The sequence below is a fragment of the Paenibacillus sp. HGH0039 genome (genome assembly GCF_000411255.1).
Lineage (GTDB): Bacteria > Bacillota > Bacilli > Paenibacillales > NBRC-103111 > Paenibacillus_F.
Window position 1 is genome coordinate 1,544,057 of record NZ_KE150412.1, and the last position, 14,255, is coordinate 1,558,311.

Annotated in this window: 18 protein-coding genes; 4 read left to right on the forward strand and 14 right to left on the reverse strand. The window is 57.7% G+C overall.

The features are described 5' to 3' along the window. Nucleotides 1-26: 26 nt before the first annotated feature. From HMPREF1207_RS06675 to HMPREF1207_RS06710, 8 genes are all read right to left on the reverse strand, one after another. Nucleotides 27-215 (reverse strand): hypothetical protein, encoded by a 189-nt coding sequence (locus HMPREF1207_RS06675; RefSeq protein ID WP_009674227.1) that lies wholly within the window; start codon nt 213-215, stop codon nt 27-29. Nucleotides 216-255: 40 nt separating this feature from the next. Continuing rightward, nucleotides 256-858 carry a response regulator transcription factor gene (locus HMPREF1207_RS06680; protein ID WP_009674235.1) on the reverse strand — a complete coding sequence of 201 codons (603 nt, stop codon included), beginning with the start codon at nt 856-858 and terminating at the stop codon, nt 256-258. Next, the gene (locus HMPREF1207_RS06685; RefSeq protein ID WP_009674218.1) at nt 855-2,006 is read right to left on the reverse strand and encodes a sensor histidine kinase; all 1,152 of its coding nucleotides are present in this window, start codon (nt 2,004-2,006) and stop codon (nt 855-857) included. Before HMPREF1207_RS06685 ends, HMPREF1207_RS06680 begins: the two co-directional genes overlap by 4 nt. After that, nucleotides 2,007-2,762, reverse strand: coding sequence for an ABC transporter permease (locus tag HMPREF1207_RS06690; RefSeq protein ID WP_009674210.1), 756 nt, complete (start codon nt 2,760-2,762; stop codon nt 2,007-2,009). Nucleotides 2,763-2,778: 16 nt separating this feature from the next. Then, a complete protein-coding gene (locus HMPREF1207_RS06695) occupies nt 2,779-3,675 on the reverse strand; it encodes an ABC transporter ATP-binding protein (protein ID WP_009674224.1) in 897 nt (298 codons plus the stop codon). Nucleotides 3,676-3,929: 254 nt separating this feature from the next. Next, complete coding sequence (locus HMPREF1207_RS06700) at nt 3,930-4,682, reverse strand: non-canonical purine NTP pyrophosphatase (protein WP_016423523.1); 753 nt, start codon at nt 4,680-4,682, stop codon at nt 3,930-3,932. Then, complete coding sequence (rph, locus tag HMPREF1207_RS06705) at nt 4,675-5,424, reverse strand: ribonuclease PH (RefSeq protein WP_009672305.1); 750 nt, start codon at nt 5,422-5,424, stop codon at nt 4,675-4,677. Before rph ends, HMPREF1207_RS06700 begins: the two co-directional genes overlap by 8 nt. A gap of 386 nt (nt 5,425-5,810) precedes the next feature. Then, on the reverse strand, nt 5,811-6,866 hold the full coding sequence (locus tag HMPREF1207_RS06710; RefSeq protein ID WP_009672294.1) for a GerMN domain-containing protein: 1,056 nt from the start codon (nt 6,864-6,866) through the stop codon (nt 5,811-5,813). 308 nt (nt 6,867-7,174) lie between these two features. Between HMPREF1207_RS06710 and HMPREF1207_RS06715 the strand changes: the two genes are divergently transcribed. Then, the gene (locus tag HMPREF1207_RS06715; RefSeq protein WP_009672297.1) at nt 7,175-7,702 is read left to right on the forward strand and encodes a phosphatidylglycerophosphatase A family protein; all 528 of its coding nucleotides are present in this window, start codon (nt 7,175-7,177) and stop codon (nt 7,700-7,702) included. 303 nt (nt 7,703-8,005) lie between these two features. Here the strand turns inward: HMPREF1207_RS06715 and HMPREF1207_RS06720 are convergent, their stop codons facing one another. The 6 genes from HMPREF1207_RS06720 to HMPREF1207_RS06745 form a co-directional block, all read right to left on the reverse strand. Next, nucleotides 8,006-8,410, reverse strand: a complete 405-nt coding sequence (locus HMPREF1207_RS06720; protein WP_009672310.1) for a hypothetical protein — start codon at nt 8,408-8,410, stop codon at nt 8,006-8,008. Between the two features lie 28 nt (nt 8,411-8,438). Then, a complete protein-coding gene (locus HMPREF1207_RS06725; RefSeq protein WP_009672314.1) occupies nt 8,439-8,639 on the reverse strand; it encodes a helix-turn-helix transcriptional regulator in 201 nt (66 codons plus the stop codon). A 323-nt stretch (nt 8,640-8,962) separates the two neighbouring features. Next, on the reverse strand, nt 8,963-9,949 hold the full coding sequence (locus HMPREF1207_RS06730; protein ID WP_009672291.1) for an MBL fold metallo-hydrolase: 987 nt from the start codon (nt 9,947-9,949) through the stop codon (nt 8,963-8,965). Beyond that, nucleotides 9,946-10,701: a class I SAM-dependent methyltransferase gene (locus HMPREF1207_RS06735; RefSeq protein ID WP_009672302.1), complete on the reverse strand. Its 756-nt coding sequence runs from the start codon at nt 10,699-10,701 to the stop codon at nt 9,946-9,948. The genes HMPREF1207_RS06730 and HMPREF1207_RS06735 overlap by 4 nt, the downstream gene beginning before the upstream one ends. Nucleotides 10,702-10,756: 55 nt before the next feature. Next, nucleotides 10,757-11,707, reverse strand: a complete 951-nt coding sequence (gene corA / locus HMPREF1207_RS06740) for a magnesium/cobalt transporter CorA (protein ID WP_009672298.1) — start codon at nt 11,705-11,707, stop codon at nt 10,757-10,759. A 118-nt stretch (nt 11,708-11,825) separates the two neighbouring features. Continuing rightward, on the reverse strand, nt 11,826-12,719 hold the full coding sequence (locus HMPREF1207_RS06745) for a LysR family transcriptional regulator (protein ID WP_009672295.1): 894 nt from the start codon (nt 12,717-12,719) through the stop codon (nt 11,826-11,828). Nucleotides 12,720-12,851: 132 nt separating this feature from the next. On the opposite strand from HMPREF1207_RS06745, the gene HMPREF1207_RS06750 reads away from it, so the two are divergent. The 3 genes from HMPREF1207_RS06750 to HMPREF1207_RS30545 all read left to right on the forward strand — a co-directional run bounded on the left by HMPREF1207_RS06750 (nt 12,852) and on the right by HMPREF1207_RS30545 (nt 14,213). Next, complete coding sequence (locus HMPREF1207_RS06750) at nt 12,852-13,328, forward strand: CidA/LrgA family protein (RefSeq protein ID WP_009672308.1); 477 nt, start codon at nt 12,852-12,854, stop codon at nt 13,326-13,328. After that, entirely contained in the window at nt 13,325-14,008 is a 684-nt protein-coding gene (locus HMPREF1207_RS06755) for an LrgB family protein (RefSeq protein ID WP_009672315.1), read from the forward strand. The genes HMPREF1207_RS06750 and HMPREF1207_RS06755 overlap by 4 nt, the downstream gene beginning before the upstream one ends. A gap of 76 nt (nt 14,009-14,084) precedes the next feature. Next, nucleotides 14,085-14,213, forward strand: a complete 129-nt coding sequence (locus HMPREF1207_RS30545) for a hypothetical protein (protein WP_009672300.1) — start codon at nt 14,085-14,087, stop codon at nt 14,211-14,213. Nucleotides 14,214-14,255: the final 42 nt, after the last annotated feature.

Here is a 14,255-nt window from a genome sequence, read left to right on the forward strand (position 1 = left end):
GCACGTCTGTCTATGCGTGTCTAAACTTACATCTGTTTAAACGCAAACCGGTTTCCAAGCGCACCGGGAACTTCAAAAAAACCTCCAGCCCCCATCTCAATGGCACTGGAGGTTTTGAACGTTTCACCCGAGCTCGGGAGTTTCTGTATCTCTTCCTCTTCCTCTGCCGCAGCCTCTTCCGCAACCGTTGCCGGACCACGCCTTCGTGTCCGCATTCCGAGTCCGTGCTCCCGGTCCCAGCGCCGAATCTCCGGCCTAATCGAGCCAGCCGTTCTTCTCGGCCGCGGCAATGGCGTCGATCCGGTTCTTGGCCTCCAGCTTCTGGATCGCCTCCGACAAGTAATTGCGGACCGTGCCGCCCGAAAGGAACAGACGCGACGCAATCTCCCCGGACGAAAGCCCCTCTCTGGCAAGCTTGAGCACCTCGCGCTCCCGTTCCGTCAGCGGATTCTCGGCTTCCCAGAACGTGAGCGCCAGCTCCGGGCTGACCGCGCGCCTGCCCGCCTGCACATCGCGGAGCGCGGCAGCAAGCTCGCTTACCGGCGAATCTTTGAGCAGGAAGCCGCGCGCTCCCGCACGCATGGCCCGCTGAAAATAGCCGGATCGGGAAAAGGTCGTCAATATAACGACTCCGCACGGATCCTTGCTTTTCTGGAGCGCCTCGGCCACATCAAGGCCCGACATTTTCGGCATCTCAATATCCATGATGCAAAGATCCGGCCGGAGCGTACGGATCATCTCCAGCGCTTCCGCGCCGTCCGCCGCCTGGCCGATCACTTCGATATCGTCCTCCAAATCCAGCAGGGCGCTCAGCGCTCCCCGGAGCATGCCCTGATCTTCCGCGACAATGACCTTCATTCGCCGCCCGCCTCCTTTTCTCCCTTTTTGGTCACTTTAGGAATCGTAAAAACGACCCGGGTGCCCCGGCCGGCCGCCGATTCGAACGTGCAGTGCCCGTCCACCAGCTTAAGCCGCTCTTTCATGCCTCTGAGCCCGTTCGTACCCAAGTCCGGCTGCCTTTCGTCCCTCTCGAAGCCGACTCCGTTATCCGACACGATCAGCCTGTACCCCTCCTCATCGGAGGCCCATTCCACGATACACACCTTCGCTTTGCTGTGCTTGACGACGTTCGTCACCGCTTCCCGCAGGCACATGCCGAGAATGTTGCCGATCAGCGGGGGAGCTTCGTCTTCGGCGCCTTCTCCGGCTTTCAATTCCAGCACAATGCCGCCCGCCGCAAGAATCTGCTTGGCCCGGTCGAATTCTTCCCGGATCGTGACCATATTCATATCCGATACAAGCTCGCGCACCTGTTTGAGCGCCGCCCGCGAGGTCGCCTGGATATCCTGAACTTCCCGGACCGCTTTCTCCGGATTTTTCGGAATCATTTTCTCCGCCAGTTCGCCCTTGAGCGTGATGAGAGACAAAGTATGCCCGAGCGTATCGTGCAAATCGCGGGATATCCGCTGGCGTTCCTCGATTTTGGACAGACGGGCAATTTCTTCGTTAGCCAGTTGAAGTTTGCCCCGGAGCTCCTTCGACCTGCGTCCGATGCGCATCGCAACCGGCATGATCAGGATAATGATAAGAGCCGGAAGAAGCTGCAAAAACAAATCGACATCGTTCATTAACTTGTAGTGCCAGCCTACCGCCACGAACATCAGAAACAAACCCGCTATCGCGGCGGCCATCTGCCTGACGCTCCGCAGCATCCCGATCACCGGTGACGGATAAAACGCCAGGTAAATAAAGTTCTCGTTGTACCGGATCGCCAGAAAGCCGATAACGATAGTCTGAAACAGAATGAACCAGTACCTTCCCGCCGCCTGGTTAAAAGAAGTCAAATAAGCCGCCACAAAGGCGATAAGCAGTCCCGAACCCAGTATTTTTTCCGGAAAAGGAAGCTGCAGAACCGAAACGACCGGAAAGATCAGATACACCAGCCAGATGATCGTAAAAATAAAAGGTGGCCCCTCGCGGGGCCTTGCCGGTTGCCGACGAAACATTTAAACCGCTTCCTGTCTCTTGATGATATAGGAAGATAATATCACAAATACGACGACGTACACAGCCAGAATAAGCACGCCCGTCCAGTCGATCGAACCGCCTCCGATCAAATTCCAGGCTCCCTGCCCCAACCGGTAGGTCGGCGTGAACTTGGCGATCGTCTGAAGAGTCCCGGACATGGACGCGGTCGGGAACCATAACCCGCCCAAAATGGATAGACCCATATACAGAATCATCGTCAGCACCTGAACCACATCGGGGTTGCGCATGGAACCGAGCAGCGTACCTAGAGCCATGAACGAGAAACCGCCGATCCAAATCCAGAGGAAGCTTTCGATCCATACGGAAACCGGCAGATCAACCTGTTTGCCGAGCCCTCCGATAATAAACATCATCAGAATGATAAATAAATTAATAACGCCTTGAGCGGCTACCTTCGATACCATGTAAGACCAGGAAGGCAGCGGCGTAATGCTGAGCAGGCGGACCCAGCCCTGGGTGCGTTCCCTTGAAATCCGCTGGGCAAAGGAAGTCAGGCTGGCGCCGATAACGCCATATACCGTCATGGACATGAGATAGTAGGATGTCCAGTCCACACTGCCGATCTTCGTATCGCTTCCCATCGTACTCGTAAACAGAAAATAAAAGGCCACCGGCATAACGATCGAAAAGAAAATAAATCGTTTGTTACGGAAGGTGCGCAGCAGCTCCGCGCGGCACTGGGCCATAGTCGCTTTCAGAATCGTCGCATTCATATTCGTTATCTCCCCTTCAGCCTGCATTCGTATTTTGAATTAAAGTCTGGAAGGCGTCTTCCAGTCCGCCGCTTCGAACTTCGATATCTTTCATATCGATGCGTTTGTCGATCAGCGCGGTAAGCAGCCGGTCCGTGTCCGGTCCGAACATTTCGACGCGCCGTCCGTTCCACTTGATATCGCTGACTCCCGGGAAAGCCCTCAGCAGATCATGCGTAACCCCCGCGCCCGCTGTAAAAGAAATGACTCTCCCCGTCGTTTCCGCTTTAATCTCGCTCGGCGTCCCGTCCGCAACCAGCTTGCCGTTATTGATCACGACGACTCTGTCGGCCAACTGATCCGCTTCCTCCAGATAATGAGTCGTCAGAACGACGGTTTTTCCTCTTGCGGCCATGGCGCGGATCGTATCCCAGAACAACTGCCGGGATGTCACGTCCATGCCGACGGTCGGTTCGTCCAGGAAAATAATTTCCGGGTCTCCCGCCGCGGCCATTGCGAAGCCCAATCTGCGCTGCTGTCCGCCGGAAAGAGCCGAGGCCATCTTATTCCGCTCGGCTTCCAGGCCGGAGATGAGCAGAAGCTGCTCCAGCGAGAGCGGATTCGCGTAATAATGGCGGAACAGGTCGATCGTCTCGGCTACTTTCAGATTGTCGATCACGCTGACATCCTGAAGCATGGCTCCGATCCGGTCCCTAACCCGCTGGTCTTTCGGATGGCCTCCCAGCAGCTTGACGGTCCCGCTCGTAGGCTCCTGAAGGCCGAGAATCATCGAAATCGTGGTGGTCTTGCCCGCCCCGTTCGGACCGAGCAGTGCGAGCACCGTTCCTTGTTCCACGGTCAGCGTTAACCCGTCGACCGCCTTTTTGCCTTTAAATTGTTTCGTAACCTGCATCAATTCGATAGCTGTTGTCACAGGGGTTCAGCTCCTTCTGTTATGTGGTCTTTCCGTTTCATCGTTCATCGTTTCGTTAAGCTCTTTAACCTGAATCCATCATACCGCGCGGCGGATTTCCTCCCTACCTACAACCGTAACCTTTTCCGGATGACAATTGTCACCTTCGTCCGCCGGACCCGCTATGACATGTGAAACAACGAAAAAACCGGTTCCGAATCGAATCGGAAACCGGTTTGGTTCGTGTCCGCCAAGCGGACACGTTGTTTATTCGGTTAAGTCAAGCGGCCGGAATGGCGCTCGAAAAACTGCTCGAGCGCCGCAGCCCGGTGGCTGATCGCGTTTTTCTCTTCGAGCGGCAGCTCCGCCATCGTCACTCCCCGCTCCGGCAGATAAAACAGCGGGTCGTAGCCGAACCCGTCCGTGCCGCGCGGCTCCGCGATAATGACACCCTCGCAGGTCCCCTCCGCCTCGAGCGTGTCCCCGCGGAGCGGGTCGACCAGCGCCAGCGCGCATACAAAGCGCGCGGTGCTCAGCACCTGCGGCGCAGCCGCGTCCGCGGCCTTCGGGCCGTCCGGGAGGCCCGGCGCCCGTGCGGCGCCGCGGTCCGCCGCGGACGGCTCGCCGGCGGACGCCGCCTGCCCGGCAGCGCCGGGCCCGGGCCGTCCGGTTGCGGCCGAGACCGCGCCAAGCTCGCGCAGCAGCTTGGCGTTGTTCGCCGCGTCGGCGGCGTGCTCGCCCGCATACCGGGCGGAGTATACGCCCGGATCGCCGCCGAGCGCGTCGACGCACAGCCCGGAGTCGTCGGCCAGTACCGGCAGGTTCAGCCTGCCTGCAATCGCCGACGCCTTGATCCGGGCATTCGCCGCGAAGGTCGCGCCGTCCTCGACGATGTCGGGCATATCGTCGAAATCGTCGAGGCTGCGCACTTCCTTGCCGAAGCGGGCGAAATAATGGGCAAACTCGCGCACTTTACCCTTGTTGCGCGTGGCGATCACCACGACGCCGGAAGCGGAAAGATCAGGCACGGACACCCGCTCCGATCAGGCCGCTTACGCGTCCAAGCGCTTTTTTCTGCTCCTCGACCATTGTGTAGACGCCGCCTTCGGCCAAGGCCAGCAGGGTGTTCAGCTCCTCGCGCGAGAAAGGCGCCTCTTCTCCCGTCCCCTGTACTTCCACGAACTTCCCGGTTCCGGTCATGACCACGTTCATATCGACGTGCGCCTGGGAATCTTCCGTGTACATCAAGTCCAGCAGGGGCTTGCCGTTCACGATCCCGACGCTGACGGAGGCAAGGTAATCCGTAATCGGCAGCTTGCTCAGCTTGCCGCTGGCCACCAGCTTCTCCATGGCAAGCGCCATTGCTACGAAGGCTCCCGTGATGGAAGTCGTTCTCGTCCCGCCGTCCGCCTGGATCACATCGCAGTCGAGCGTTACGGAACGCTCTCCGAGCGCTTCCAAGTTAACGACGGAGCGCAGCGCGCGTCCGATCAGCCGCTGGATTTCCATCGTGCGGCCGCCGAGCTTTCCTCTGGCCGCTTCTCTCTGGTTGCGGACCTGGGTAGCGCGCGGGAGCATCGAATATTCGGCGGTTACCCAGCCTTTGCCCTGGCCTTTCATAAAGGGAGGAACACGCTCTTCCACGGTTGCGGTACAAATGACTTTCGTCTCCCCGACTTCTATTAGAACCGAACCTTCGGCATGTTTGATATAGTGCGGCGTAATTTTCATCGGTCTTAGCTGGTCATTCTGTCTTCCATCGGCTCGCATTCTGTATCCTCCTGTACGATCATAGCATCCATTTCTATCCTTCCTATTGTAGCAAACAAAGGAGCCGAGCAAAAGCACCGCGGGTTTCGACGAAAAAAGGGAGAGCTCTTCTCTCCCCTCAAACCTCCGTAAGGTCCGACAATGCGGCTTTCCCGACCTAAGGACCGGAAGCCAAGTTTTAAAAACGTCCGCCCCGCTTTGCCCGGAAGTTCCCCCTAGAGGGGTTAGGAGCCGCATAACGGCGCTTGCCCCCGGATCTCCCGATGTGGGTTAAGGCGTCGCATAACGGCAGGCCACACCGCTTTGCACCCTCCGTTTACGCTTGGGCTTCACGAAGCCCCGCGTTTCGGCCTGTCACGCGGCGGACTCCCCCTCGGCTAAACCTTTTACAGTTTTTCCGGGTTCGGGTTCAAATGAAGCGGCCGGGAGACGGGCTGGCTGTAGGTTTGGGAATCGGAGGTTTCCACCTTCGGACTGCCGTTCACCGTTATTTGAACTTTGGCGGCGTTCGTATTTTCCGTCAGAGACAAAATAACCGACTGGAGCCCGTCCGCGGGCGCTTTTTTGTTACCGTCCAGAAGCTGGTCGGAGAAGTTTACCGTCAGCACCGTGTCCGACGTCTTCTTCACATCCAGCACCTTGGCGGAAGCGTTCAATACCGGCTGCAGGCCCTTCGACGTGTTGGGGCCTTTCAAAAGTTCGTCCATGACCGCCTTGGCGACGTCATCGGTCCTTTTTACCAGGCGTGTAACCGGTACATAATATTTGCCGTTTTGCGCCGTTGCATTCGTAAAGTACAGCGTCACCGGCGTGGACTGGCCGTAATCGACCCCTTCCTGCTTCTCCAGGTTAATGCCGATTTTGCGCGAAAGCGGTTCGTCCAGCGGCGTGCGGGCCACCGGCATTTCCTTAAGCTCCTGCCCGTTTATTTTGATCTTCACCTGCTCGACGGTTGAAAAACCGGTCATGGCCCAGGTGATCCCCTCCATGATTTTGCGTTCTTCCTTGGCGTCGTATTTTTTGAAGGCCTGGTTGAAATTGACCGTGGCCAGTTTATCCTTTATGTCCACCGTCAGCGTAGTCCCTTCGGGCAGCAGAGAGGCAAACCCGGCGGGAAGCTGGCTTTCGCCCGGGCCTTTGGCCACCATATATTCCAGCGTGGTCTTCGCCACCGACTGTGTCTTCGGCAAATCCAGACTGACCGGAACGACGAAGCCTTTCGGATCTTTCGCATAGACGGTCATTTTGGCGGTTTGCGACGTTTTGGCGCCTGCGTCCGCTCCGGTTCCCCCCGTACCGGTTCCCGTCTCCATCGCGGTTTCGGTACCGGGCGGCGGAGCGTCGATCGGTTTGGACTCCGACCCCCACATACCACATCCCGTCCCGAGAATCGCGATCGCTCCTGTCATGGCTGCCGCCTGAAGCCAGCGTACCTTTCTCATTTCCATCCCCTCCTGTTCGTATGTGCCTTGCGCAAAGGTTCGGCATGACCTGGGGCCCGCCGCCGGCAGCGCCTTCTTTCGGGAGTTTCCTGCCGGTCCGGATGACGTTTGTCCTTCGTACTCCTATGTATACAGGGGGCCTGCCTGCTTTATGCCCGAGTTGTCCGAAAAAACGGGACAATTTCCGGGCTTGTTCCCTTTCCGTCCACCTTTTCCAAAGACAAATCCGTTCCAAAGCGATACTCTTTCCTAAAAAAAGGGTATACTAGGGTATCTGCTTTCATTTGACAACGGAGGAGAAGCCCATCGTGAAATATTCCCTGGATAGTGAAAAAGTAGCTTCGGCTACCCGCGAGCTGCTTGAAAAAAGAGGCGTTCAAACGTCTCAAATCGCCGAACTGACCTATTTTCTGCAAAAAGATTATTTCGAATCGCTGACCCTGGAGCAGTGTCTGGCGAGCGTGGAATCCGTCCTGGCCAAAAGGGAAGTACAAAACGCCGTCCTGACCGGCATTCAGCTGGACATGCTTGCGGAAGAAGGCAAGCTGATCTCCCCTCTGCAGGAGATGATTCAGCATGACGAAGGCTTGTACGGCTGCGACGAGATCCTTGCCTTGTCGATCGTGAACGTTTACGGGAGCATCGGATTCACGAATTTCGGCTATATCGACAAGCTGAAACCGGGCATCCTGAAAAAGCTCAATGATAAAAGCACCTACGAAAAGCATACGTTTCTCGACGATATCGTCGGCGCCATCGCCGCTGCCGCGAGCTCCCGCATTGCCCACCGCAAGCAATCGGAAGCCGAAAAGAAAGGCGACGCTCCCGGGAGCTGAGAGGCCTTTCCTAAACCGGGATGTGTTCCCCCGTTATACGGCGCCAAACACCGTGCGCTGCGGGGAGCCGCGAGCAGTGTGAGAAGACGAACAGCTTAGGGGGAAACGGAATAGAGCGGACGAACAGTCCGTCAGAGTTGTTTTCCGGCTGTCGTCAAGGACGCTCCGAATAGAGGAGCCGACACAAAAAGGGAACCCCATGACGGCGGTTCCCTTTTCCATTTCCCTTTTTCATCCCAAGATTGCCGAGGCTTCCCTCTTGTCCGTTCCCCTTACATACGCAGCATGCAGCTTCCTGTCCGGTCACCGGTATCTCCGGGCAACGATATATTCCGCCGCCGGAAGGAGCACGATACCCAGTCCCAGTAAAATCAGCACAGCCATATTATCCCGGCCGAAAGCCAGTTTTTCCACTATACAGACGATTAGGGAAGCGGCAAGCATAATGAAATAGGCCGCTTTGGCGCTAACGAAAGTAATGTGCCTGCCCATCTCTTCCTCCTGCGTAATGCCTTCCCCGTCCTCCTTGTTCCCCCAGGTCAGAGCGCCGAACATCGCGGCCAGGGCAGCCGCTATGCTCGTTAATTCGCTCGTTCCGACCGGTTCTCCGGACGCGTACTTTTTAAGCGTAAATCCGATGACAACCAGTGAGGTAAGTCCGAAACCCGCAGCAATGAGCCGCTGCTTCGATGTTTTCCGTCCGGTCACAGTTTCCGCCTCCTTGTATACTGCCGTTTTACGTGTCTTTGTCTGCCTGGAACAAGTCATCCACCGTGACGCCCAGCGTACGGGCCAGATGAAAAGCCAGTTGGAGACTCGGATCGTACTTGTTGTTTTCAATGGCATTAATGGTCTGTCTGGACACGCCGCACGCTTTGGCGAGATCTTCCTGAGACAGCCTGATTCGTTTGCGCAGCTCATGAATCCGATTTTCCATAGCAGACTCCAATGTCAAAATGTTTTTACATCTTGATTGTAAAAAGAAGCGTTGGAAATGTCAAATATTTTTTACATAAAGCATGTACAGCGGTGCATAAAAAACGGACCCCCTTACCGGAGAGTCCGCTGTATGGTTGTTTGTTTGGGCACTGGAAACACCTAAATAGGAATGCCCCCGATGCGAGGGTTCGCAGTGAAACCAGAAACGAGCTTGTACGGCATAGGCACCGTCCGCGATCAGCTCCGTCTTTACGAAGCCTCACGAAGCATCGCATCGCCACGCTTGAACTCCGCGAGAAAACGCGAGGGACGGGCGACCGCTCAAAACCGCGCCTGGTACACGATGATCCCTTCCCTCTCGCTCTCGGCCGCTCGGCCGTCAAGCGCAAGGCGCACCGTATGCGCAATCGTCTCCGCCATGGCGAAGCGGAGCTGATGCAGCGTAAGCCGGTCGCCGAACGTATCGCGGCAGAGCGCGTAAGCCGTCATCGGCTCGTGCAGCTTGTCCGCCATGAGCGCAAGCCGCTCCTCGTGATGGCGGACAAGCTCTTCCGCCCGCTGGCCGAAGGCGGCGAAGGGCGACCGGTGGCCCGGGTACGCCATTTCGACGGGCAGCGGGGCGATCTCCCGCAGGCTGCCCATGTACGCGCCGAGCGGGTCGTCTTCGACGCCCGGCATAAAGCTCACGTTCGGCGAAATTTGCGGCAGCACATGATCGCCGCAGAAAATCTCGCGCGTCTGTGCGTCGTAGAAGCACAGATGCCCGGCCGCATGTCCGGGCGTCTCGATCGCTTCGTACACTGCGCCGCCCAGACGCACGCGGTCTCCCGCCCGCAGCGCGGTCAGCTGCGGCTGCGGCGAAACTTGCGGGACGAAGCTGTCCATATGCTTCGCCAGCTCCCCGCACAGCGCGGCATCCATGCCGTGCCGCGCGAAAAGTCCGGTCAGCAGCGATGTCATCGGCTGACCGTCGCCCCACAGGAGCCGCACCTGACCGATGCCGGTTTCCGACAGGTAAACCGGCGCGCCCGTGCGCTCCTGGAACCAGCCCGCCATCCCGTAGTGGTCGGGATGGTGGTGGGTCAGTACGACCTGCGAGATGCGGTCGTACCCGAAGCCGAGCCCCTCCAGCGCTTCGTTCCACAGCGCCTCCGCGGCTTCCGTGCGCAGGCCCGGATCGATCACCGTCAGGCTCCCGTCCGGCTCCCTAAGCAGATAGCTGTTGACCCATCGCAGGGGAAAAGGCAGAGGGACTTTGATCTGCCAAAGCCCCTCCCGTAAAGCGATGACCGTTGTTGAATGACTCATTGCAGGCTTTCTCCTTCCCTTCCTCCGACAAAAATCATCCGGGGAGACGACTCCCGGTCGTAATCCTTACCGTCATAGCTGCCGTAGATCCGGTCGACCCGCAAACCCGCCGCGTACAGCATATCGACAAAAGCCTCGCAGCTGTACAGGCGCACCTGTTCCGAATAATGCCGCGGGCCGTCCTGTTCATCCGTGATGCAAATTTGTTTGCGGACATACCCGTTCTCGATGGAGCGTGTCTCTTCTATAAAAAGGCCGTTCTCCTCGCGGCTTGAATGGGGAACGAGGTTCGTTTTGACATAAGCGGGATTTAAATAGTCAATAATAAATTTCCCGTCCGGCCGCAGAAGCCGTTCGATTTCCGACAACACCAGGCGGTTTTCTTCCTCCTGCTCGAAGTATCCGAAGGAAGTGAACAAATTGACCACGGCGTGAAAAGATTCCTCGCTCGGAACCCGCCGCATATCTCCGTGCAGCCAGGTTACCCGCTCCTCCGGGTCCTGCTTCCGCGCCTCCCCAAGCAGGGTATCCGACAAGTCGATACCCGTCACCGTATAGCCGAAATCGGCGAGCGCCAGCGAATGGCGGCCCATGCCGCAGCACAGGTCCAGCACACGGGCGCCTTCGGGTAGATGAAGCCAGTTCATCATCCGTTTGACCTCGGCGTAAGCTCCTTCGAAATTGCGGTGTTTGTACACCAGCAGATAGTCTTTTCCGAAGCTTTCCCGGTACCACGCGCTTTTAACTTTCATGCCCGCATCCTCCCGATCTTTTTTTAGTACGGATTATAAATAAGCGGCCGGTTTCTCAATCGAACCAGCCTTTGCGCTTAAACCAGACATACATGGCAAACCCGATTCCGAACATAATCAAAAGAACAATAAAATAACCGTAGGGCCAATGAAGTTCGGGCATGTTGTCAAAGTTCATTCCGTAAATTCCCGCGAGAAACGTCAGCGGCATAAAAATCGTCGTGATGACAGTCAGCGTTTTCATAATGGTATTCATCCGGTAAGAATTCAATGAAATGAAATTTTCCCGCATGTCCGCGGTCGTGTCCCGGATCGAGTCGATCATTTCCGCCAGCTTCAGCAGATGATCGTAAATGTCCGCATAATAAATCTGCTGCTCACGCACGTTCGGCAGCTTGTCCGAATTGACGACCCGGTAGAGCAGGTCGCGCATGGGAATGATCGACCGCCTCAGATGCGCCAGCTTGGAGCGGATGTCGAACACGCCGCGCATAAGCGCGTGAATGGACGTGCCTTTCTGGTCGGAATCGAAATCGTTCATCTCGTCTTCCAGCATATGTATACAAGGAAAATATTCATCCACGAGCTTGTCCATGACGAGATACGCGCCGAAGGAAGAGCCTCTTTTCCAGTTGTCCGGTTCGGCTTGAAGCTTCTGCCAGGCGTCGTTGATCTCTTTGAGCTCGGTGAAATGGAAAGAAACAAGGAAGCGGGGCGCGACGAAAAGATCGACCTCATCGGCTTCCAGCGTCTGTGGATGAATGGCGTGCAGCACGAAAAAATGGACATCCTCATAGTGGTCCAGCTTCGGCCTCTGCAGCAGATGAAAGCAGTCTTCAACCGCAAGCGGATGAAAATGAAAATGGGTATCGAGCAGCAAAGCTTCTTCGTGAGTCGGGTTGTTGAAGTCTACCCAGTACCAGTCGATAGAATCTCTGTCCAGCTCCTGCAAAGGCAGGTCCAAGACCAGTTCTCCGCTGCGGGTAACGGCGACCGTGCGAATCATAAAGGTCCTCATTTCGTCCGTGATCAGGGTGAAAGCATTGGGTATATCGTACCATGTTTTGCCTGGAAACAAAACGGTGCTTGGCGCGGAAGCGATTGGAGCCGGCCTCCTTGTCTCCTTAGCGGTTCGGCCGGGACAGCCACTCCTTCGAAAACCGCAGCCATTCGCGGGCGGCATAAGATAAGTAACCCTCTTTGCGCCAAATCATAACAAGATGCCACGGAATCCGCGGAGAAACCAGGGTAATCGTGGCCACTTTGTCCGGACTCAGCTTGCGGCAGATCGTTTCGGGCAGCAGGGCGACGCCGAGGCCCGCTTCCGCCATCCCGCTCAGAAAATCCCACTGGGAGCTTTCGTAGATGATGTCGGGCTTGAATCCCGCCTGGATGCAGGCTTCGGGAATGCTCTCGTGCAGGGTGAAGCCTTCGCGGAACATAAGGAACTTCTCGCCGCTGAGCTCCGCAAGGCGGACGGTCTGCCTGTGTGCGAGCCGGTGCCCGTGATGCACGACAAGCCGGAGCTCTTCCTTGACGAAGGCAAACATCTCGAAGCGCTCCGCATCGACGGGAAGCACCGCGACGCCGAGATCGAGACTCCCGCTCTCCACCTCGCGTTCGACCGTGCGGGCCCCTTCCTCGATCAGCCGGATCCCGATCCCGGGATACAGCTTATGGAAAGCGGCGATCAGCTCCGGGAAGAAAGGCGCTCCGGTCATCGGCGGCAGGCCGATCCGGATCTGCCCTTTGCGCATGGAAGTCACGTCCTCGAGATCGACGGAGAGATTTTCCAGAGAGCGGACAATCTGCTGCGCCTGGATCATTACGGCTTCACCCGCATCCGTCAATACAATCTGACGGGCCGTGCGGTCAAACAGCTCGACGCCGAGTTCCTCCTCCAGGATGCGGATCATTTTGCTGATGGTGGGCTGAGTGACGTGCAGAGCTTCCGCCGCTTTGGTGAAGCTTCTGCGCTTAGCCGTCTCCAGAAAATATTGCAGATGCCGAACGTCCAAGTCATCGCCTCCTTTAGCCTTCTGCATTGGTTCCCCTTCCATAGAGAAAAGGAATGAAAACTATTCGATATATGTATTTTACCTATCCTTGTCCCCTACGTATACTCGGAATTATGGAAGGGGATTATCCGGATGAACAAACAACCCGCACCACCTTTAAGCGGTCCTCATAAAAAACTACGTTTCGTTTGGCCGCCGGACCGGTTTGCCCCGGTTCACGTCCGGCGGGCGCTCGTCACCTGCGGCCAGATCGGCCTGCTGATCGCGTTCGCCTATCTGGGACGCCTCGTGTCCGAGCGGCTGCACCTGCCGGTGCCGGGAAGCATCGTCGGCATTCTCATCGTCTTCGCCGCGCTTCACTTCGGCTGGGTCCGGCTGGAATGGATCGAGAAGGGCGCCGATTTTCTGCTGTCGATGCTGCTGCTCTTCTTCGTCCCGCCTGCCGTCGGCATTTTGGAGTATAAGGAAATGTTCTCGGTATCGGGGAGCGGGTACCTGCTCATCATCATTATCAGCACGTTCTTCGTTATGGCTAGCACGGGGCTCGTAGCGGAATTTCTGGGGCGCAGACGCGCCGGCAAAGACAAGAAGGAGGAAGCAGCCTCATGACCGGAACCGGACTTCTGTACCTGCTGATCACCATCGTCGTCTTCTGGGCGGCCAACCGGCTGTACCGGAAGACAGGCAAAGCCTACCTGTCGCCGCTCGTCGTCGCGCCGGTTCTGCTTATCGCCGGTCTGTTCTTCACCGATACGCCGGTTGAAGCCTACAACGCCGGCACGAAGCCGCTGACGGATCTGCTGCAGCCCGCCACCGTGGCGTTCGCGATCCCGCTGTACCGGCAGTTCAAGCTGCTCCGCAAGCACGCCATGGTGCTTGTGGCGGGCGTGCTGTGCGGCTCCGTCGTCGCCGTGCTCACGTCGGTGCTGCCTGCGGGCTGGATTCACGCCAGCCCGCAGATGATCGAGAGCGTGGCGCCGCGCTCCATCACGACTCCCATTGCCATGGAGGTGTCGCGTTCGCTCGGTGGCATTCCTTCGATCACGGCCGTGTTCGTGGTCGTGACGGGCATCTGCGGCTCGGTGATCGGGCCGCTGGTCATCCGCTCGCTGCGCATCCGCAGCGGCATCTCGCGGGGCCTGCTGCTCGGCATGGGCGCCCACGGCGCCGGCACGAGCAAGGCCCACGAGCTCGGCAGCGAGGAAGGGGCCATCGCCAGCGTCGCGATGATCCTGGCCGCGCTGTTCTCGCTGGGGCTGATCCAGCCGATCATGGCGCCGTTCCTGTGACGGCGGCGCCGGTTACAGACCGTTTCCTTCGGGAGGCGGTCTGTTTTGGTTCCGGCGACGGGTCGGCGGCCGGCGGGTGACCGGCAGCGGCGCTTTTCCCGCGGGCGAGTGGGGGGCCCGCAATTGCGCTTTTTCCGCAATCGGAGCGGCAGAAGATGCCGCAAGGCCGCAGGGGGTCGCTTCCTTCGCGGCCGAGCTCGTTTAATGGGCAGCTTTACCCTGCCGGAAGAACAAAAATAACCTCTCT

Excerpts from the sequence above, each read along its gene's own strand:
- HMPREF1207_RS06725 (WP_009672314.1), bottom strand. The coding sequence starts at position 8,639 with ATGGAAAATCGGATTCATGAGCTGCGCAAACGAATCAGGCTGTCTCAG.
- HMPREF1207_RS06680 (WP_009674235.1), bottom strand. The coding sequence starts at position 858 with ATGAAGGTCATTGTCGCGGAAGATCAGGGCATGCTCCGGGGAGCGCTG.
- HMPREF1207_RS06735 (WP_009672302.1), bottom strand. The coding sequence starts at position 10,701 with ATGAAAGTTAAAAGCGCGTGGTACCGGGAAAGCTTCGGAAAAGACTAT.
- corA (WP_009672298.1), bottom strand. The coding sequence starts at position 11,707 with ATGATTCGCACGGTCGCCGTTACCCGCAGCGGAGAACTGGTCTTGGAC.
- HMPREF1207_RS06685 (WP_009674218.1), bottom strand. The coding sequence starts at position 2,006 with ATGTTTCGTCGGCAACCGGCAAGGCCCCGCGAGGGGCCACCTTTTATT.
- HMPREF1207_RS06690 (WP_009674210.1), bottom strand. The coding sequence starts at position 2,762 with ATGAATGCGACGATTCTGAAAGCGACTATGGCCCAGTGCCGCGCGGAG.
- HMPREF1207_RS06750 (WP_009672308.1), top strand. The coding sequence starts at position 12,852 with ATGAACAAACAACCCGCACCACCTTTAAGCGGTCCTCATAAAAAACTA.
- HMPREF1207_RS06755 (WP_009672315.1), top strand. The coding sequence starts at position 13,325 with ATGACCGGAACCGGACTTCTGTACCTGCTGATCACCATCGTCGTCTTC.
- HMPREF1207_RS06675 (WP_009674227.1), bottom strand. The coding sequence starts at position 215 with ATGCGGACACGAAGGCGTGGTCCGGCAACGGTTGCGGAAGAGGCTGCG.
- HMPREF1207_RS06710 (WP_009672294.1), bottom strand. The coding sequence starts at position 6,866 with ATGAGAAAGGTACGCTGGCTTCAGGCGGCAGCCATGACAGGAGCGATC.
- HMPREF1207_RS06730 (WP_009672291.1), bottom strand. The coding sequence starts at position 9,949 with ATGAGTCATTCAACAACGGTCATCGCTTTACGGGAGGGGCTTTGGCAG.
- rph (WP_009672305.1), bottom strand. The coding sequence starts at position 5,424 with ATGCGAGCCGATGGAAGACAGAATGACCAGCTAAGACCGATGAAAATT.